Origin of the sequence: Streptomyces sp. NPDC048290, from assembly GCF_040652095.1 — a bacterium.
Taxonomy (GTDB): domain Bacteria; phylum Actinomycetota; class Actinomycetes; order Streptomycetales; family Streptomycetaceae; genus Streptomyces.
Map to the genome: position 1 here is coordinate 54,111 of NZ_JBEZLM010000025.1, position 17,613 is coordinate 71,723.

The following is a 17,613-nucleotide window of genomic DNA, read 5'->3' on the forward strand; positions in this document are numbered from 1 at the left end:
GGATCGTTCTGTCAGAGACATGACTTCAGGAAGGGTTCAGCCCTCGCGTCCCGGCGCGATCTGCTCGGGGCACAGTGCCTGCCGACACATCTGCCGGGGAGGCCGGACGCCGCGGGGGACCGTCGGACACGTGCTGGCCGGTCCGTGCGGGGTGTGCTGTGTAGCGTTCGTGGCCGAGGTGCCACAGGTAGGCGTGGGCGACGTGTTCGATGATCCTGGCGTGCCGTCTGACCGGTTCCCGGGCGTCGGCGGCGAGCGCGTCGAGGTGTGTGCGGGCTGTGCGGGCCCGCTCCTGGCACATCCGTTCGGCTTCGGCCAGAGCAGCGTGCGGGGTGAGGCTGTCCCGTGCTATGAGGAGTGTCACGAGGCTGAGCGGGGGTGTGGGGGTCTGTGCTGCCGCCTCTTTGGGGTAGGAGGCGATGTCGTTGGCCCATCCCGCGAGGTCTGCGACGGCCGTCTCCGCGCCTCGCAGCACTGCGGTCTGGTGCCGGTCCGGCAGTGGTTCGGTGTCGTCGAGGAGTTGCGCGCAGGCGATGAGTGTGTGGACGAACACGGTGGTGGGGCGGACGGTGCGGTAGAGGGTCAGGGTGACGTCTTGTGGTCTGGTCCTGTGGTGGGCTTCCCACACGATGCCGATGAGGTTGCCGCGGATGCGGCTGGTGAGCCGTTGGTAGTGGTCGGGGCGGGCGCGGGCGCGCAGCCGTGTCAGGACGTGGTCGAGTGCGGCGGGGAACGGGCCTGCCGGGAGCGGGCCGTCGGTGTTGAGGGCTGCGGTCAGTGCGGTGGCGAGGTCGATGAGGCCGGTGAGGCGGTCCGGCTGGTGGGGGTTGGCGGTTTCGCCGTGGATGTCGTCGAACGCGGTGAGCCAGGCGAGGAGTTCGGCGCACAGGGCCAGGGAGTCGGGGTCGGCGTCCGGGAGGGCTCTGGCCATGCCCTGACCGGTGATGCCCGCAAGAAGGGTGCGGGCCCGGTCGCCGGGGATCAGGGGGAACCGGTCGAGCCACTGGCGCAGGTGGGCTTCGGTGTGTGCCGCGTGGGGGCTGGTGGGGTACGGGCCGGGGAAGGCGGTGGTGCAGTCGGGGAGGTGCACGGTGGCGGCGGGTTCTCCGGTGGGACTCACCGTGTTCTCCTCGTCACGGCGGGGCCGGTGCGGGCGTGTGCGGTCATGTGCAGGCCGTAGGGGTGGACGGTGATCTCTCCGGCGGGCCGGACGGGGGTGCCGGGGCTGGGCCGCAGCCGCCACCGGGAGGCGATGAGGGCGGTGACGACGAGGGCCTCGGTCATCGCGAAGGCGTCGCCCATGCACTGGCGTTTGCCGGCGCCGAACGGGATGAACGCGGCCTTGGGCGGCTGGGGGCGGTCCGGGAGCCAGCGGTCGGGATCGAAGGCCAGCGGGTCGGGGTAGAGGTGCGGGTCGCGGTGGAGTGTGTAGGGGCTGAAGACGATGTCGGTGCCGGCGGGCAGCCAGGCTGGCCCGAGGTGTACGGGGCGCAGGGTGTGGCGGGTGACGAGCCAGGCGGGGCTGTACAGGCGCAGGGTCTCGGTGATGAGGCGGCGGGTGACGTTCAGGCGTGGCAGGTGGGCTGCGGTGAGGGGGCCTTCGCCGAGGACGGTGTCGACTTCGGTGTGCAGGGCGGCTTCGTGGCGGGGGTGGTGGGCGAGGGTGTGGAAGAGCCAGGCCAGGACGACGGCGGTGGTCTCGGAGCCGGCGGCGAGCAGGCCGGTGACCTCGGAGAGGATGTCGTCGTCGCTCAGGGCTGCTCCGTTGTCGTCGCGGGCGGCGAGGAGCAGGGATATGACGTCGTGGTGGGCGTCGGGCTCGGCGCGGTGCGCGGCGATGATCCCGGTGACCGTGGTGCGCAGGACACGTTGGGCGGTTGTGGTGGTGCGGTTGCGGCGGGTGGGGAGCCGCTCCAGCAGGGGAAGGGGCAGCAGTGCGCGGCGCAGGGCGGCTTTGAAGACGGTGTCCACGCTGTCCAGGACGGCGCGGGCGTGTGCGGGGCCGGGACGCGCGGTGAGGGTGACGGCCATGACGGTGTTCTGGGTGATGAGCTGCATGCGGGTCTTGAGGTCGAGGGTCTGTCCGTCGTGCCATGCGCCGATCAGGGGCTGCGCGGTGTCGCGCATGGTGGCGACGTAGGAGTGGACCTGTTCGCGGTGGAAGGCGGGCTGCAGCAGGCGGCGGCGTGCCAGGTGGCGTGGTCCTTCGGCGACGGGCAGTGCGTCGCTGCCGAACAGTTTCAGCCGCTCGAAGAGGAATCCCTTGCTGAAGGAGTCGGCCTGGCGGGTGAGCATCTCGTGGATCAGGTCGTGCGAGTTGACCACGGTCAGGGTCCGGGGTCCGGCGGCGATGCGGACGGCGGGGCCGTGGTGGCGCAGCTGCTGGAGGAAGGCGAGGCGGTCGCGGAGCAGGGGGACGGCGTGCCCGAGGAGGGGCAGGCGTCCGGGAGCCATCGGCGGCAGGCGGTGGGGGCGGGCCGTCATCGAGGGCCTCCGGGGGGCGCGGTGGCGGGCTGCGGGCCATGGGTGCGGCGGGTGTGGAGGATGTCGAGGGCAGTGAGGAGTTCGGCCTGGATGACGGCGTGGGGGGCGTACAGGGTCTTGTCGTGCCACAGCGGCGGATGCCGGTGGCCGGGGGTGCGGTGGATGTCGGCGAGGTGCGGCCGGGCCCGTTCGAGGGCTTGGTGGTGTCCGGGCAGATCGCGGGCGGCTGCATGTTCGAGGGTGCGGACCGCGTAGGCGCTCTCTTCGGCGGTGGCGGACCACACTCCCCAGGTTCCGTCCGCCCGCTGGGTGTCCAGGACCCATCGTGCTGCGGCCCGGACGGCGGTGCGGGCGGCGGGGCCGGGGTGGCCGGTCAGGGCGTCGGCGCAGCGGAGGGTGGCGTAGTAGGGGGAGGCGTGCCATTTGTCGTGCCAGGAGCCGTCGGGTCGCTGCCGGCCGGTCAGCCAGTCGCGGACCGCGTCGCGGTGCGGCTGGCGGGCAGAATCGGGTGCGCAGGCGTTGAGGGCTTGCAGGGCGTGGGCGTTGGCGGTGACCGAGCCGGTGCTCTCCCCCGGGTAGCAGTGGTAGTGGGTTTCGGCCCAGAACGCTGCCAGCGGACACGGATCGACCGGATCGCCCGGGGGGCTGGTGAGGGCGGTGACGAGGACGGCCATGGCGGTGTCGTCGGCGTCGGGCAGGAGTCCGGGGGCGCCGCGCACCCCGTCGCCGGTGATCGCGCGGCGGGCCCATGCCGCAGCGGTGGCGACGGCGGTGGCGGGCAGGGCGCGCGGGGTGAGCGCGGCGGCGACCCACAGTCGTTCGAACACGGCGAGGGGGGCTGCTTCGGGGAAGAGACCGCCGTAGCGGGCGGCGACGCCGTCCAGCGCCCGCCCCGCCTCGTCCCGCAGATCCGGCCGGGGCTGGGTGGCGGCGAGGGCGGCGGTGGCGGCCGGGGAGCTGCCCAGCAGTCCGCCCGGCAGGACGTCCGCGGGCGGGAGCGGGCCGGGCGGGCGGGGGATGCCTTCGAAGGTGTGGTGGAGCCCCGGGGGAACCGCAGCGAACGACCCGTAGCGGCGGGCGCTCTCCTGGTGGAGTTCGGCCCGGAACCCGGCCGGCACCGCGATACGCGGTCCCCGTGCCAGCACCCCGAGACCTGAGCCGTCCGCGGCGCCCGCCTGATCGAGGTGCTCATTGATCAGTGAGGTCAGGTGGGGCACGAGGACTTCGATGGCGGCGGTGTCCGGCCACGGTCCGCGCCGTCCGGCGGCGCGCAGGTGGGCCAGCCCCGCCCCGGCCGCCGCGACAAGCCAGTTGTGGCGGCTGTCCGGCGGAGTGTTGCGGCGGACTGTGGCGAGGAGGGCCTCGATCGCGCTGAGGGTGGGAAGCAGCCGGTAGGGGGCGGGGCCGTCTCCCCAGCTCCCGTCGGTGTGCTGCTGGTCCATCAGCCACGCCAGACGGGGTCCGTTTCCGGCGAGCTGCGGCGCCAGCGACACCACCCGCGCGGTCTCGTACACCGAGACGCTGACGTTGCCCCAGGCGTCGGCGTCGACGTCCTCGATCAGGCGCCCGGCCGCCGTCGCGAACCCACTGGAGATCCCGGTGGGACTCATGACTGCCTCGTGGTGAGGGTGTCGGCTATCCGGCGCAGGGCCGCCACGGCGGCCCCGGGCAGCGGGGCGCGCTCCAGCGCGTCGAGGGCCTGGCGGTGCCGGTCGCGGATCATCCCCTCGACCTGGCCCGCGGCGCCGGTCTGTTCCAGGATCGTGCGGACGCGTGCGAGGTCGTGGCCGGTCAGGCTCCCGCGGCCGACGACGTGGTGCAGCAGGTGCCGCTGGCCCGTCGAGGCGCGGCGAAGGGCGAGGGCCAGCAGCACGGTGGCGGTGCCGTGGCGGATGTCGTCACCCACCGGTTTCCCGGTGAGGGCGGGGTCTCCGAACACGCCGAGGAGGTCGTCGCGCAGCTGGAACGCCTCTCCCAGGGGCAGGGCGATGCCGCTGAGGGCGTTAAGGAGACGGGGTCCGGCACCGGCGAGGGCGGCTCCGATGTGCAGGGGGCGCTGGACGGTGTAGGTGGCGGTCTTGTAGCGGGCGGTGGTCAGTGCGGCTGCGGCGTCGTCGGACAGGGTGCCGGCGGACAGCAGATCGAGGTACTGCCCGTAGACCATCTCGGTGTGCATCGCGGACACCAGCGGCATGACGCGTTCGCGGGAGCCCGGCGGGAGCGGGGTGCTGCCGAGGAGGTCGCCGGACCAGGCGAGCGCGAGGTCGCCCAGGAGGACGGCGGCGCTGCGGCCGTGTATCCCGGCCCGGCCGAGGCGCCCGCCGCGGTCGGTGTACGCGGTGGCGAGGGCCTGGTGGGCGGCGGGTGCGCCGCGGCGCAGCATGCTGGCGTCCATGACGTCGTCGTGGGTGACGGCGGCGGCCTGCAGCAGTTCCAGGGCCGCCGCCGTCCGGACGGCCGTGTCCCGTTCGCCGTGTCCTCCCGCGGCGTGCCAGCCGGTGAGGCACAGCTGGGTACGCAACCGTTTCCCGCCGCTGTGGAGCAGCGAGCGCAGTGCGGCGAGCAGGGGTTCCAGTTCGGGTCCGGGTGCCGCGCGGGCCTGTTCGTGCAGGAACGCGGCGAGGGCGGTGTCCACTTCACAGCGGACGGCGGCCGGGTCCAGCGGGTCCGGGCAGTCGTGGGTCGGGGTGGGGGGTGACGGTGCGGGTGCCTCGTGGCCGGTCAGCGTCATGACGGATTCCGTCTCCTCACGCAGGGACAGGAGACCGCTGAGCCCGCGTCCCGGGCTGGGACGGGTTCGTGCGGCAGGGTGCGGGCCAGGGGACAGTGAGCGCGGTGTGGTCAGGTGGCGGCTGGTGCTGTCGCTGCGCTCGGCTGGACCGGGATGCGTGCGCGGCGGGTGGCGCCGGGGCCTGGTGTGTGGGAGGTGAAGCGGCAGGGCAGCGAGGTGAGCATCCGGTAGAACGGGCCGGGCGCGTAGCGCAGTTCGTCCGGGGGGACGGTGAGTGTGATGTCGGGCAGGCGGGAGATGAGGCGTTCGATCGCGGTGGCCGCGACGAGCAGGGCGGTGGAGCGGGCGGGGCAGGCGTGGGGTCCGGCGGCGAACGCGAGATGGGCCTTGATCCCGGAGCGGTGGCCGTGTGGGGCGGTGCTGCCGGTGCGGGGGCAGGTGTTGACGGCCGCGTAGGACACCATCACCGGCGCCCACGCGGCGATCGGGGTGCCGTGCAGGCGGACGTCGGTGCGGGGGAAGTGGAGGCTGTACATGGCCAGCGGGGGGTCCTGCCACAGGGCCTCGTCGATGGCGGCCTCGACGGTGAGTGTTCCGCCGGTGAGGGTGCCGCGGTAGCGGGTGTCGGACAGGATCCGCACGAGTGCGTTGGCGATGAGGCCGGTCAGGGTGGGGAACGCCGCTCCTGCGGTGATCACGAAGTGCTCGGCGACGTCGCCCGGGGTGAGCCGGTGGGGGTGGTCGAGGAACCACGAGGCCAGGTCCGGTCCGCGCCGGGCGGTCTTCGACGCCACCATGGTGGTGACGTACTCGTTCAGTGCGCTCTCGCCGGCGGCCCTGGCCGCGAGGTCGGTGCCCATCAGCGCCTCGAGTATGTGCTGGAGGCGGGGGGCGTCCTGGTCGGGCATCCCGAACAGGGAGTTGAGGACCATGGGCGCAAGCCGGCGCGCGTACTGGCCGACGAGGTCGGCGTTCCCGCCGGGCGCGAGGCGTGCCAGGAGGGTGTCCGCGGAGCGCAGGGTGATCTCCCTGACCCGCTGGGGGTCCAGGAGGCGGAGGCTGTCGGTGATGACCGTCCTGAGGCGGGCGTGTTCCTCACCGTCGGTGAAGAAGAGGCTGTGGCGCCATGCGATGTTGGGCCGCACGGGGCTGTCCAGCGGCACCTTGTCCATCCACCCGCGTGAGTCCTTCGACCAGGTCTGTGTGTCCTTGAGCAGGGTGAGGGCCGCTGCGGGGTCGGTGACGACGTAGACGCTGACGCCGGGATCGATCTCGGCGATGCCGACGGGGCCCTGGCGGCGCAGGCGGTCCCAGCTGGCCGCGGGGTCTGCGGCGTGGGCGGCACCGTACAGCGGCACGGCGCGACCCGGTGTCGGGTTCATCGGGTGGCTCCAGCGTGGTGGACGAGGCGGGCGGTCAGGGTGATCAGCGCGTCCAGGGCCGAGGACCGCTCCCGGGCGTCGCAGGACACCAGCGGTGTCTCGTCGGCCAGGTCGAGGCTCGCGCGCAGGGTGTCCGGCGGCACGCGGGGGGCGTGGGGGAACTGGTTGACGGCCACGGCGTAGGGCAGGCCGCGTTCTTCGCAGAGGTCCATGACCGGGAAGGACTCTTCGAGACGGCTGGTGTCGGCGAGGACCAGCGCGCCGAGGGCGCCTTCCACGATGCCGTCCCACAGGGGGCGGAAGCGGCTCTGGCCGGGTGTGCCGAACAGGTAGAGCACGATGCGGGCCTCGTGCAGGGTGAGGCGGCCGAAGTCGATGGCCACCGTGGTGGTGGTCTTCGCGGGCAGGCCGGGACCCAGCGGGTCGGCGCCAGCCGCGGCCTGGGTCATGGTCTCGTCGGTGTGCAGGGTCGGGATGTCGGAGACCGATCTGATGAGGGTGGTCTTGCCGACGGCGAGCGGCCCACCGACGAGGATCTTGAGCCGTTCGTGGTCGGTGCCGGGAAGGTAGGCGGGAAGGCTGCTACTTGAGAGCTTGGAGTCCACTGACCAGCCTTTCCAGGATGCCGGTGGTGACCTGGGCCGGGCCGCCGTCGCCGGGCGGGAACAGGGGGCCGGGCCGGTGGGCTGTCAGATGTCCGCCGTCGACGAGTTCCGAGGCGATGACCTTGCACGCGCCGACGGGGAGGTTCAGGTAGGCGGCGGTCTCGGCGACCGACAGGGACCCGCCCTCCAGCAGGCCCATCATCCGCTGGTGCGCGGGAGGCTGCTGGGGGCCGGGACGCAGGCCGGTCACGGACAGGGCGGTCAGTCCCTGGAGCGTGTTGCGGGACAAGACCGCGCGCCCGCCGACCGCCAGGTAGGCCGGGACCATCCGGCGCCCCTCGGGGCGGCGGGTCATGACGGTCCGCCGCCGAGATGGCGGGCGGGCGCCGACATGGTCTTGTCGCCGAGCCTCCGGACCTGCCGGGTGGCTTCGCCGATCACCACGCCCATCTGCATGTCGGGTGTTCCCGCGATGAGGAGGGTCGCGTTCCTTCCGGCCGGCACCATCATGATCGTGCCGTGACCGGTCACGATCGTGTGGGTCTGGATCTGGGGGTCCTCGCCCTCTCCGAGCCCGAACACCGCGGCGACGGTGGCGCGCAGCGCGCTGTGCGAGGACGTGGCCATGGCGGCGGTGCCCTCCGCCTGATCGCGGGTGAAGCCGTCCGTCGTGTCGGCGAGGATGCCGTCGCTGGTCGCGAGGAGGACGCCCGTCACATGAGGGATCAGGGCGACCGGAGCGAGCGCCGCGGACGTGGGCGCTGGAGTGGGAGCGGACGTGGGCGCGGGGGTGGGAGCGGACTCGCTCATCAGGCGTCCTCGGGGTCGGGGGCGGAGTGCGCGGCGGGCAGGCCGCTCTGGAACTCGTCGAACCGGGCCGCCGCCGTGGCCGGGTCGGGCAGCAGCACAGCCGTGTCGGGCCGGCCTGTCGCCGCGGCACGGGATTTGCGGCGGCGCGTGGGCAGGCCGCCGCCCGCGATGCTGTCCGGCCCGCCGGACCCGGTGTCGCGGCGGGGGTGGGGTGCGGGCAGCGGTGCCAGCGCGGAGACGGGCTGCCCGGCGTCCATGGTGACCAGCAGGTCCGGCGGGATGGACACGATGGCCCGCACCCCGTGGAAAGGTGACGTGCGGAAGGAGACGGTGATCCCGTTCTCGGTGGCGCAGCGGCCGGCGGCGACGAGGCCGAGCGCGGGCGGGTCACCCAGCCCGCTCAGGAGCAGCCCGTCGAGTCCCTCGCCCGCCATCCTGCGCCCGGCCCTGTCCATCTCCTGCGCGGTCATCCCGCTGCCGGCGTCGTCGATGACGATGCTGACCGTGCCGCTGTCGGTCTGCATCAGCAGCACGTCGACCGGCAGGTCCTCGCGGGAATGCTCGACGGCGTTGGACAGCAGCTCGGCGACGATGACCGCGACAGGCTCGGCCGCCCGGCCGGTGATACCGACGTCGGATGCCGTCAGCCGGTTGGTGACCTTCACCCGCTCCCAGCCCGTCACACGCGACTGGGCACCGATGACCGCATCGGGCACGTGGGTGTCGGCGCGCACATGACCGGGCCACCGGCCGCTGGCGATGGCCAGCTTCTGCTGCTGCCGCAGCAGCTGCTCGTTCAGGCGGTCGATGAAGAAGAGGGTGCCGAGCAGTTCGGGGTCTTCGTGCCGGCGCTGGAGTTCCTCGAGCGCGCTCTGGACGCGGTTGGCGAGGGACTGGGTCGTGGAGGCGGTGCCCCTCACCGCGGTCCAGGCGGCGGCGTCGACACGGCTCCTCTGCCCCCGCACGATGCCCTCGATGTGGGAGAGCACCGCATCCATCAGAGCCGCGGCCTCGGTCCCGGCGAGCCGCTCCACGCGAGGGCCGGGAACCTGAAGATGGGGGCTGACCAGGTGCTGGGCCAGCGCCGGTATCCGGACCGCGTTCAGGTACCGGAGCTCTTCGAGCAGGTCGGCCACAGACTGCTCCGCCACGTCGGAGCGTGCCCTGGCAGCCCGGATCTGTGCCTGGCCGCGCCGGGCTGTGCGCGCCCGGGATCTCGCCATGCACGCCCCCCAGGCGAAGCCGGCGGCGGTCGTGGCGCCCAGCACCACGGCGGCGGTTTCCGAGGTCACAAGCACGGTCGAGTTCCTTGGAGTTCGGGGCCGGCGCTCCGGGAGGCAGGCGGTGACGCCAGGTCACCCGGGGGCACCTGCCGCCGCGGAGCACCGGCGGCTGGAAAGGACGGGACAGCACAAGAGCGGGCCCAAAGGCACGAAGAGGCTCACCGGTGGCGCGGGATGAGGTGACAGCCACCGGCCGGCACGGGCCGGCCGGGACCGCCGGGGAGCTGATCAACAGCCTGCCCCGCCCGCCGCCGCACCGTCCAGAGCACAGGCGCCCCATTCGGGGCACCATTCACAGCCCTTCCGACACCCCGCCCGCCCACACCGAACTCGCCATGTAACGGGTGAAGTTGACCGCCTCGCGTCCGGCTTCCAGCGTGAAATGGGTGCCGTACTGGGTGGCGGAGCCGCTGGACCGGCCCGGCGCCCGGATGACAACGTTAAAGGCCCGGCCGCCCGGAGGCTCCCCTTCCCGCCCCCGCGTGCCCTGCCGTCCTCTCACCCGCTGCCGCGGCACCGCCGCGCCGCACCCGTGAAGAGGACCGGCTCCGTGAACCCGTGACGAGAGCGAGCCCCTGCGTGACTGCTCCCCAACCGCCCCGGCGGCGTCTGCTCGCCGAACGGGCCGAGCATCCCCTCGGGGCCGGCTGCCGCCCCCTCGGAGGACCGGCCCTCAACCAGGGCCAGGACGTGGGCTGGGCGGCCGTCACCGACGACACCGCCCTCGCCACCCTCCTGACCGCCCACGACCACGGTGCGACCGTCTACCACACCTGCGACGTGTACGGCATGGGCCACTCCCAGCGGCTGCTGGGCCGCATGCTCACCCGTGTGCGGCGCGAAGACGTACGGATCGCCTGCACGATCGGCGCGTTCAGGGGTACCGGACTGCACGGCACCAGCTCCCTCAACCTGTACCGGCAGGTCGAGCAGAGCCTGGAGAACCTCGGCGGCACGGACTACCTCGATGTCCTCGTCCTGCACCACACCGATTTCGGCCCGCACGACCGCTACCTCGACGAGGCCCTGGAGACGCTCCAGGCCCTGCGCGACACGGAAACGATCAGAGCCGTCGGCATGCGGGCCCCCAGCCTGCCGGTGACCGGCAGCAGCGCAACGGCGGACCGCTTCGTGCACCTGTTCCAGCGGATCCGGCCCGAGGTCATCTGCACCACCGTCAGCCCGCTCGGCCCCGCAGGCCACACCCCGGTCCTGGGCGACGAGGACGTGTTCGGTTTCGCCCGGCGTCACGGCGCCGCCACCATGATCTGCGAGCCCCTGGCCCAGGGCCTCCTCACCGGCGCCTATCCCCCCGGCCGCGCCTTCAGCCCCGGCGATGTCCGCTCCGGCCTCACCCGAGGGGTGCTGGAGGCTGCCCGGCGCTGCCTGCTGCCGCTGCGCGAGCTCGCCGGACCCGGCCCCCACAGCCTCACACGCCTCGCCCTGCTCCACTGCCTGAAGGAGTTCCCCGAATCCATCGTCGTCGCCGGAGCGTCCAGCCCGCAGCAGGCGAGGGCCAACTACACCGGCCTCACCGACGACCTCAGCGACCAGGACCACCACGCCGTCCGCGCCGCCTACGCCGCCCTGCGCACCGAACTGACCCGCCTGGCCGGTCCCCGCACACCCTGCCCGGCCGGACCGGCAAACCCCTGAACCGGCCTATGCCCACACCGCCGGACACCCCCGGCACCCCGGGCCGCAGCCAGGACCGGCGGACCAGCCCCGAACCGGCACCCGATCATGCCTCCACTGCACAACGGAGTCACCATGTCCGAGTTCCACCTCGCCTCCCCACCCGCGCCGCCCGAACTCACGGCCGTCGACCTCGAACTGCTGCGCATGATCGCCACCTCGCACACCCTCAACGCCATAGCGCGCCATTTCAGTTACCAGCCGCGGACGATCAGCGAACGCCTCAACCGCCTGCGATCCGCCGTGGGCGCCGACACCACCTGGCACGCCGCGTCCCTCGCCGTCCTCCACCGTTTCATCACCGACACCGACGTCGCCCTCCCGTCGCCCCGCCCTCGCCTCAACGGCGCGCAGACCCGCGTCCTGCACGAGGTACTCACCCGCCACTCCGCCACCGACATCGCTGCCCGGCTGGACATCTCCAAACGGACCGTCGACACGGTACTGACCCAGCTCAGGACCGCTTTCGCGGCGAAGACACGCAACCAGCTTGCCGCCGCCGCACTGCTCACCGACTCCGTGACGTGCTCCGCAGCCGACACCCGATTCCCCAACGTGCCGCTCTCACAGTTCCTCGCCACGCGCCCCGGCCAGGCCCCGGCCCCGGCCCCCGCCGCAGTCCCCCGCACCGCCGTCGCACCCCGCTGACCCAACGCGGCCCGCGCGGCCGCTCCATGCTGCCCCGCGTCCCTGCCACGAAGCCCGCCTCCAGGAGTTCCCCCCTTGACTGCACGTCCCGCCCCTGCCGCTGCCCCCGGCACCGCAGCAGCACGCGCCTGCCCGACAGTTCCTGCCCGAGTGGTCCTGGACCAGACGGCCCGTGACCTGCTCCGGTCCGATCTGTACCGCACCAGGCGCCTGCCCACGGGAGCTTCCGTCGCGGCGGCGGGCCTGGCCCGGCACACCACCACGATGCGGACCGTCCTCGACCACTGGGTACCCGTGGCCCAAAACTGCCGGGCCACCGAGGCGGGCTCCCGGTCCGCCGCAGCCCGCTGGGACACCCTCCTCGCCCAGGCCGCCGACCCACCTCACCCCACCGCGCCCGCCGACGCCGTCTTCGCGTTCAACACCACCGTCAGGGAACTCCTGCGCGCGATCAACCGCTACGCCGCCCGCGGCCCGTCGATCGCCGAGATTACCGACCACCTCACCACGCAGATCCGCAGCGGCCACTGCCCGGCCGGGTCAGCGCTCTCCCCCGACCGGGCCGCCAAGGCGCTGGGCGTGCCACGTGAGCGGGTGAAGGACGCCGTCGGCGACCTGATTGCCGCGGGGGTCCTGGAGCGGCGCGGGGTACGGGTCTTCGTGCGGGTGCCCGGCGACGGCCCGCGGGTCCAGGCCCGCTGCATCGCCGGCCGGCTCACCGCGCAGATCGCCGCCGGCCTCTACCCGCCCGGCACACTGCTGCCGCGCGTCCACGACCTCGCCCAGCGCTTCCTGTGCCAGGCACCGCTGATCAACACCGCCGTCAGGCTCCTCACCGACAGCGGGCTGCTGCACCTCACGGACAGAGGCCGCGCGCAGGTGCAGAACGCCGCCCTCGCCCTGCCCGCGCCTGCCCGCGCCCCGGCACTGCCACCGGCCCCGCACCCGCCGGGCACGCACCCGCACCCGGACCTGCTGTCCGAGGTCCGGAGCCAGTGGCGGCACCACACCCCCGTCACCGCCGGGACGATCGACAGCCAGTGGGCCCAGCTCAGACACCGCGCCAGCCAGACAGCCACCCACCGGGATACGGACGGCCCGTGCCGATTCCTCACCGAACTGGCGTCCGCACCGCTCCCCGATCCGCAGTGGCTGCGGCCGTGGCACCTCGCCATCCTCGCCACCGCGCTCAGCAACGCACTCCCTCCCGCACCACCACACCACTCCCCCGTTCCAGTTCACCCGGTCCCAGCGCCACGAGCCCGGATGCCCCTCCATCCCGACGTCCCAGCGCAGGTCCACTCCCCCACGGCCCGTCAGCCCTCCGCACACCTCCGGAGCAGGGCATGACAGCCCCGCCGCCCCACCCGCTCACCGGAAGCCCGGACCGAGTCCCCGCCAAGGACCCGGACCCGGCACCGGCCGGACCCGGCGGTCCAGGCGCCCCATTGGCCCTCACCAGCGCACAGTCCGGTGCGCTCCGCGCGGACCTGGCCCTCTGTGCCCGCCTGCCCCGGCCGCGGTTCACCTCCGCGGCTGCCGTCGCCAACGACGCGGCCGTGCTCCGCGAACGTCTGGACCGCTGGGTCCCCTTCGCCCGGACCTGCCGCACGGCCGAGATCATCTCCCTCACCGCCACAGCACGATGGGACGAACTGCTGACGGCCGCCGAACACCGTCCCACCGGCCCCGCCAGCACCGACAGCGTCATCCTCCTCCGCGCGGCGCTGCGTCAGTTGCTGCGCGCGATCGACAGTTCCGCTGCTCCGGGCCTGTCCATCTCCGAACTCACCGAGCACTTCACCACCGGTATCAGCTCGGGCCGGTACCTGCCCGGAACGGTGCTCTCCCGCACCGCCCTCACCAAGGCCCTCGGCTGCCCCCGGGAACGGCTCACAGACGTCCTCACCGATCTGACCGCCGACAGCATCCTCGACCGCCGCGGCCCGCAGCAGCTCGTCGTACCGGTCCCCGAGGACGGCCCGCAGACCAGGGCCCGCTACATCGCCGGCCGGCTCACCGCGCAGATCGCCGCCGGCCTCTACCCGCCCGGCACCCGCCTGCCCACGACCTCCGGCCTCGGGCGGCTCTTCCTGTGCGGAGCGGATCCGGTCCGGGCGGCATTGCAACTCCTCGCCGGCAAGGGTCTGCTCCAGGTTCCGGGCAAAGGCGGCGCCCTCGTCCTCGCTCCGGCCCTCGGCCTGCCCCCACCACCCCGCAGCGCACCGCCGGCCGCCGGACCCGGCCCCCGTGACGACGACGTGCTGCTGCCGGACTACGTCCGGCGGCAATGGCGCAATCGGCGCTCCGTCCCCGCCGAGAATCTCACCGGGCAGTGGGAGCGGCTCAGGATCCTCGCGGCTGCCGTCCCCGCACAGGACAGCGGACGCGACGGCCTTCTCCTCACGGAGCTGGCGTCCGCGCCGCTGCCCGACCCGCCATGGCTGCGGCCCTGGCACCTGGCCGTCCTCGCCGCCGCACTGGTCACCGCCCGACGGGCCGCATCCCCACCGGCAGCAGAAGTCACCCACCCGTACGGGCCCGACCAGCCCGACAGCCACACCCGTTGAACTCCCCGGCCAGGCCCGGTACCCCGGCCCCCACCGCCCCGGGGCCCGCCCCGGGGGCCCGCCGCGGGGGCTGTGCGTCGCCCTCGCGATGTGAACCCCGCCACGAACGCCCCGCCCCCGGACCGGACTCCGACCGTCCCCGGGGGCGGGGACCCCGGTCCCGGCGCAGCCGCTCGTGGGGAGCAGCCACGCCGGGCACCGAAGACCCGGCATGAGCCTGCCGACGCCCAACCGCCCAAGCGGCGGCACTCATGCCGGGTCGTGCCGCAGGCATCCGTTACGACCTCAAGGACCACCGTGACCACCCCTGACCCAACCGGCCCGGACGACCACGCCGGTGCCACCCGCGCACTCCTGACCGTTTTGTCAGACCGTCAGTGGAGCCCGAGAACAGCGGATCGAGACGACACCGGCCCAGACGCCGCCCTCACGATCACCCTCCAGTGGGCCACCGGCACCCTCGCGGGCACCGACCTCGGCGCCTTCACCGCCACCCGCGCCGCAGCCCTGGAACGGGCCCTGCACGACCAGGGCATCGACGCGCAGGTCCGCGTCTCCTTGTGGACTGAGCCGCAGATCACCCTGTCCTCGCCGAAGGCCGTGGAACAACTCACCACTCTGGTGAGGCGGGAGATGCCCGACGCCCACCAGGCCGCCCTCCACCTGCGGTCTCTCCTCCACGCCATCGGCCGCCACCACAGGGACCGGCCCTTCGCGACCGTCACCCCCCGGGCCCGGGGCGAAGACGTGGAGATCACCCTCACCGTGCCCCAGGCCATCCGCCTCCAGCGCCTCCTCGGCGGCCGGAAGACGTTCCACTACTCGGGCTGGCAACGCCTGGACGACCTGCGCCGTCTCCTCCGACACCGTCTGCGCCCCGTCATGCCCCGCATCGAGGTGACCGCCACCCCTGGATGCGGGGACCACGGGTGCACGGCGAAGGTCCACATCGGGCCCGCGCCCCTGGACCACATCCGCGCACTCGGCGACCGGCTCAAACCTCTGGCACGCCTGCGACAGCCGTAGAGCACCACCACCGGTCCCGGCCCGGCAGCCAGGCCAGTACCCGCCCCGCGACCGCACCCCCCGTGCGCGCGGCACCGCCGGGCGGGCCGACCACCACGGCCGGGCACCAGCCTGCGTCCCGACCCCCGGCCCTCCGCCGCCCCTCCGCGACCAGCCCAAGGACCCATGACCCGCACACAGCCTCCCACCAGCCCCCACTACGGGGCCGCCCGGACGGTAGTCGCCGCCGTCACCGCAGACCTCGACCAGCTCCGGATCGGCGAGAACCTGACCCGAGTGCACGGGCAGGACGGCCAGACCGTCTGGCGCCGGGCTATCGCCCCCGGCGACGGCTGGTGCCGGGCCCAGCACGCGCCCGTCTGCGCCTGGCCGCGCGGCGCCGCCCTGTGCGTGGTCCTCCAGTGGTGGCCATGCCGGCAGACACCCCCGCCACAGAGGGGCGCCCACTGGGCGGCGCGGCTGGACGCCGTCACAGCCGGCCTGCGCTCTCTCGGCTACACCGTCGAACATGCGGGACGGCGCCCCGACCCGGCCACGGACCGGCACGCCGAGCTGCTGGTGTACAGGACGAGGCCCGGCCGGCAGCCGCCACGGCGACCGCCCGGCGCCTGGGCGCACGTCCCGCCGCCCCGCAGCACCTTCGGCTGGCCGGAGAACACGCCCCATTCGCGGCTCCAGACCCGCATAAACCTGAGTGCCCTCCCGCACGTCGCCGATGTCACCGTCCGGGACCTGGCGACCTGCCTGTGGCCGCCGTCCGCCCGCTACGCGGCCTGCGTCACCGTGACCCCGGCCCCCGGCTCCCCCACGCATGAGGCACTGGGCTCGGCCGCGGCCGCGGTCCGCTCCCACGGCTACCGCACCCGCCAGGCAGAGCCCGCTGTGACCGGCACACCACCACCGACCGCGTTCCTCGCCTACCACGACGGACCCGACTTCAGGTCCGTCACCGCCGCGCACCCCTTCCCGCACTGACGCCGCCACCCCGCTGTCCGCAACCGAACCCCGGCCCCGGCCCCGGCCCAGCACCCCACCAAGCTGCCGGAACCGTGCCTTCCCCGGCAGGGAACTGCAGCCGGGCCCGAACCGAAACCCATCCCGCAAGAGAGGCAGGGACCATGACCGCCAGCACCTTGACCGTCGCCTCCTGGAACGCCGAGCGAAACGGCCGCCTCCCACGCCCAGGCCCCGGCCGCTACGCCTCGCACCGCGAGGTCCTCGCCCACTACAGGCCGCACATCGTCCTGCGGCAGGAACTCCTGACGCGGGCACCCGGCGACGAGACAGACCTGTGGACCGAGGCCAACGCACTGGGGCTGCACGGCTTCATGGCCCGCACGGCCGAGGGCCGCAGCAAGTACGCCACCGGCGTCATGACCGACCCGCAATTGTTCGAGACCGTCAGGCCCTCCCACCACGACCTGCCCTGGAAACCCATCGCCCATGTGCGGGTCCGCCGCAGGGGACTGCCGGGAATCCTGCACCTCGCCTCCGCCCACCTCACCCACTTCTGCGCCGGCCTGCGCGCCACCGAGGCACGGCGCCTGACCACTCTCGGTGAGAGGGGACGCACCGCACTGATCGGTCTGGACGCCAACAGCTACCCCCACCGCACGGACGAGGAGACCACCACCCCCCTCGACTGGAGCACGGTCGACGACCCCGCCCACTACTGGCACCGCACCCTCGAACGCGCGGGACAGCGTGTCTGCGACACCCGGCCCAGCGAGATCCTCACTGCGCCCGCCCCCTGCGGGCGTCCCGTCTTCACCGACCTCGGCCACCACGCGGCCACCGAACTGGGCCAGCCGGACGCGCTGAAGGCGACAGCCAGCCTCCGTCGCACCGACCAGGGACCGCCCCAGCGCGTCGACTGGATCACCAGCACCCCCGACCTCAGCCACGCCCTGCTGAAGTTCGAGGTCGTCGACACCGCCGACATCGCGCACTGGAGCGACCACGCGCTGACCCTCGCCCACTTCGACCTCGACGCCGTCGACCGCGTCCTCAGCACCACCCATCCCCTGGTGGAGCAGGGCAGTTGAGGTGCCTCCGCTGCGGGCGGGAGGCGGCGAGCCCCTGCCCGGCCGGGTACCCAGCCGCCCGTCCGAGTCAAGTCCGGTCAAGTCCGGTCGAGTCCAGTGGGGCGTTGGTTTGTCCAGTGGTGAGTTGCCGTGGTGCGTCGATACCGCAGCCCAGGAGGAGGCGGCGCCGCCTGCCGGCCGGGCTCCGGTGCCTGCTCCGCCGGATCGGTACCTGGCGCGGGTGTGGAAGGCCGGGATGCCGCAGGTGCTGACACAGGCGGGTGCGGGCCTGTGGCCTCACCGGAGCGCCGCGGTCGACGACATCGTCAGGGCACTGTCCGGCGTCCGGCGCACC

16 protein-coding genes are annotated in these 17,613 nt (G+C 73.5%); 7 read left to right on the plus strand and 9 right to left on the minus strand.

Features of this window, described 5'->3' with window-relative positions; translation table 11 throughout:
- Positions 1 to 25: 25 nt before the first annotated feature.
- The 9 genes from AB0D49_RS33110 to AB0D49_RS33150 all read right to left on the minus strand — a co-directional run bounded on the left by AB0D49_RS33110 (position 26) and on the right by AB0D49_RS33150 (position 9,310).
- Positions 26 to 1,120, minus strand: coding sequence for a hypothetical protein (locus AB0D49_RS33110; protein ID WP_362764860.1), 1,095 nt, complete (start codon positions 1,118 to 1,120; stop codon positions 26 to 28).
- Positions 1,117 to 2,484 carry a cytochrome P450 gene (locus AB0D49_RS33115; RefSeq protein WP_362764863.1) on the minus strand — a complete coding sequence of 456 codons (1,368 nt, stop codon included), beginning with the start codon at positions 2,482 to 2,484 and terminating at the stop codon, positions 1,117 to 1,119. The genes AB0D49_RS33110 and AB0D49_RS33115 overlap by 4 nt, the downstream gene beginning before the upstream one ends.
- Positions 2,481 to 4,094 (minus strand): prenyltransferase/squalene oxidase repeat-containing protein, encoded by a 1,614-nt coding sequence (locus tag AB0D49_RS33120; RefSeq protein ID WP_362764866.1) that lies wholly within the window; start codon positions 4,092 to 4,094, stop codon positions 2,481 to 2,483. Before AB0D49_RS33120 ends, AB0D49_RS33115 begins: the two co-directional genes overlap by 4 nt.
- Complete coding sequence (locus AB0D49_RS33125) at positions 4,091 to 5,215, minus strand: polyprenyl synthetase family protein (protein WP_362764869.1); 1,125 nt, start codon at positions 5,213 to 5,215, stop codon at positions 4,091 to 4,093. The genes AB0D49_RS33120 and AB0D49_RS33125 overlap by 4 nt, the downstream gene beginning before the upstream one ends.
- A gap of 110 nt (positions 5,216 to 5,325) precedes the next feature.
- Entirely contained in the window at positions 5,326 to 6,597 is a 1,272-nt protein-coding gene (locus AB0D49_RS33130) for a cytochrome P450 (RefSeq protein ID WP_362764872.1), read from the minus strand.
- The gene (locus AB0D49_RS33135; RefSeq protein ID WP_362765070.1) at positions 6,594 to 7,133 is read right to left on the minus strand and encodes an ATP/GTP-binding protein; all 540 of its coding nucleotides are present in this window, start codon (positions 7,131 to 7,133) and stop codon (positions 6,594 to 6,596) included. Before AB0D49_RS33135 ends, AB0D49_RS33130 begins: the two co-directional genes overlap by 4 nt.
- 46 nt (positions 7,134 to 7,179) lie before the next feature.
- Positions 7,180 to 7,557, minus strand: a complete 378-nt coding sequence (locus AB0D49_RS33140) for a DUF742 domain-containing protein (protein ID WP_362764874.1) — start codon at positions 7,555 to 7,557, stop codon at positions 7,180 to 7,182.
- On the minus strand, positions 7,554 to 8,012 hold the full coding sequence (locus tag AB0D49_RS33145; protein WP_362764877.1) for a roadblock/LC7 domain-containing protein: 459 nt from the start codon (positions 8,010 to 8,012) through the stop codon (positions 7,554 to 7,556). The genes AB0D49_RS33140 and AB0D49_RS33145 overlap by 4 nt, the downstream gene beginning before the upstream one ends.
- Entirely contained in the window at positions 8,012 to 9,310 is a 1,299-nt protein-coding gene (locus AB0D49_RS33150; protein ID WP_362764880.1) for an ATP-binding protein, read from the minus strand. Before AB0D49_RS33150 ends, AB0D49_RS33145 begins: the two co-directional genes overlap by 1 nt.
- Positions 9,311 to 9,874: 564 nt before the next feature.
- Here AB0D49_RS33150 and AB0D49_RS33155 point away from each other — a divergent pair.
- From AB0D49_RS33155 to AB0D49_RS33185, 7 genes are all read left to right on the plus strand, one after another.
- Positions 9,875 to 10,951 carry an aldo/keto reductase gene (locus AB0D49_RS33155; RefSeq protein WP_362764883.1) on the plus strand — a complete coding sequence of 359 codons (1,077 nt, stop codon included), beginning with the start codon at positions 9,875 to 9,877 and terminating at the stop codon, positions 10,949 to 10,951.
- A gap of 114 nt (positions 10,952 to 11,065) precedes the next feature.
- Positions 11,066 to 11,638 carry a hypothetical protein gene (locus AB0D49_RS33160; protein WP_362764886.1) on the plus strand — a complete coding sequence of 191 codons (573 nt, stop codon included), beginning with the start codon at positions 11,066 to 11,068 and terminating at the stop codon, positions 11,636 to 11,638.
- 150 nt (positions 11,639 to 11,788) lie between these two features.
- Positions 11,789 to 12,988 carry a GntR family transcriptional regulator gene (locus AB0D49_RS33165; RefSeq protein WP_362764889.1) on the plus strand — a complete coding sequence of 400 codons (1,200 nt, stop codon included), beginning with the start codon at positions 11,789 to 11,791 and terminating at the stop codon, positions 12,986 to 12,988.
- Complete coding sequence (locus AB0D49_RS33170) at positions 12,985 to 14,208, plus strand: GntR family transcriptional regulator (protein WP_362764892.1); 1,224 nt, start codon at positions 12,985 to 12,987, stop codon at positions 14,206 to 14,208. Before AB0D49_RS33165 ends, AB0D49_RS33170 begins: the two co-directional genes overlap by 4 nt.
- Before the next feature lie 297 nt (positions 14,209 to 14,505).
- Entirely contained in the window at positions 14,506 to 15,234 is a 729-nt protein-coding gene (locus tag AB0D49_RS33175) for a hypothetical protein (RefSeq protein WP_362764895.1), read from the plus strand.
- A 165-nt stretch (positions 15,235 to 15,399) separates the two neighbouring features.
- Complete coding sequence (locus AB0D49_RS33180) at positions 15,400 to 16,209, plus strand: hypothetical protein (protein ID WP_362764898.1); 810 nt, start codon at positions 15,400 to 15,402, stop codon at positions 16,207 to 16,209.
- Between the two features lie 143 nt (positions 16,210 to 16,352).
- On the plus strand, positions 16,353 to 17,279 hold the full coding sequence (locus tag AB0D49_RS33185) for an endonuclease/exonuclease/phosphatase family protein (protein ID WP_362764900.1): 927 nt from the start codon (positions 16,353 to 16,355) through the stop codon (positions 17,277 to 17,279).
- The last annotated feature ends 334 nt before the right edge of the window (positions 17,280 to 17,613 follow it).

What these genes read in the sequence shown, in the direction of transcription:
- AB0D49_RS33115 (WP_362764863.1), bottom strand. Translation starts at nt 2,484, where the DNA reads ATGACGGCCCGCCCCCACCGCCTGCCGCCGATGGCTCCCGGACGCCTG.
- AB0D49_RS33120 (WP_362764866.1), bottom strand. Translation starts at nt 4,094, where the DNA reads ATGAGTCCCACCGGGATCTCCAGTGGGTTCGCGACGGCGGCCGGGCGC.
- AB0D49_RS33125 (WP_362764869.1), bottom strand. Translation starts at nt 5,215, where the DNA reads ATGACGCTGACCGGCCACGAGGCACCCGCACCGTCACCCCCCACCCCG.
- AB0D49_RS33130 (WP_362764872.1), bottom strand. Translation starts at nt 6,597, where the DNA reads ATGAACCCGACACCGGGTCGCGCCGTGCCGCTGTACGGTGCCGCCCAC.
- AB0D49_RS33140 (WP_362764874.1), bottom strand. Translation starts at nt 7,557, where the DNA reads ATGACCCGCCGCCCCGAGGGGCGCCGGATGGTCCCGGCCTACCTGGCG.
- AB0D49_RS33145 (WP_362764877.1), bottom strand. Translation starts at nt 8,012, where the DNA reads ATGAGCGAGTCCGCTCCCACCCCCGCGCCCACGTCCGCTCCCACTCCA.
- AB0D49_RS33160 (WP_362764886.1), top strand. Translation starts at nt 11,066, where the DNA reads ATGTCCGAGTTCCACCTCGCCTCCCCACCCGCGCCGCCCGAACTCACG.
- AB0D49_RS33170 (WP_362764892.1), top strand. Translation starts at nt 12,985, where the DNA reads ATGACAGCCCCGCCGCCCCACCCGCTCACCGGAAGCCCGGACCGAGTC.
- AB0D49_RS33180 (WP_362764898.1), top strand. Translation starts at nt 15,400, where the DNA reads ATGACCCGCACACAGCCTCCCACCAGCCCCCACTACGGGGCCGCCCGG.
- AB0D49_RS33185 (WP_362764900.1), top strand. Translation starts at nt 16,353, where the DNA reads ATGACCGCCAGCACCTTGACCGTCGCCTCCTGGAACGCCGAGCGAAAC.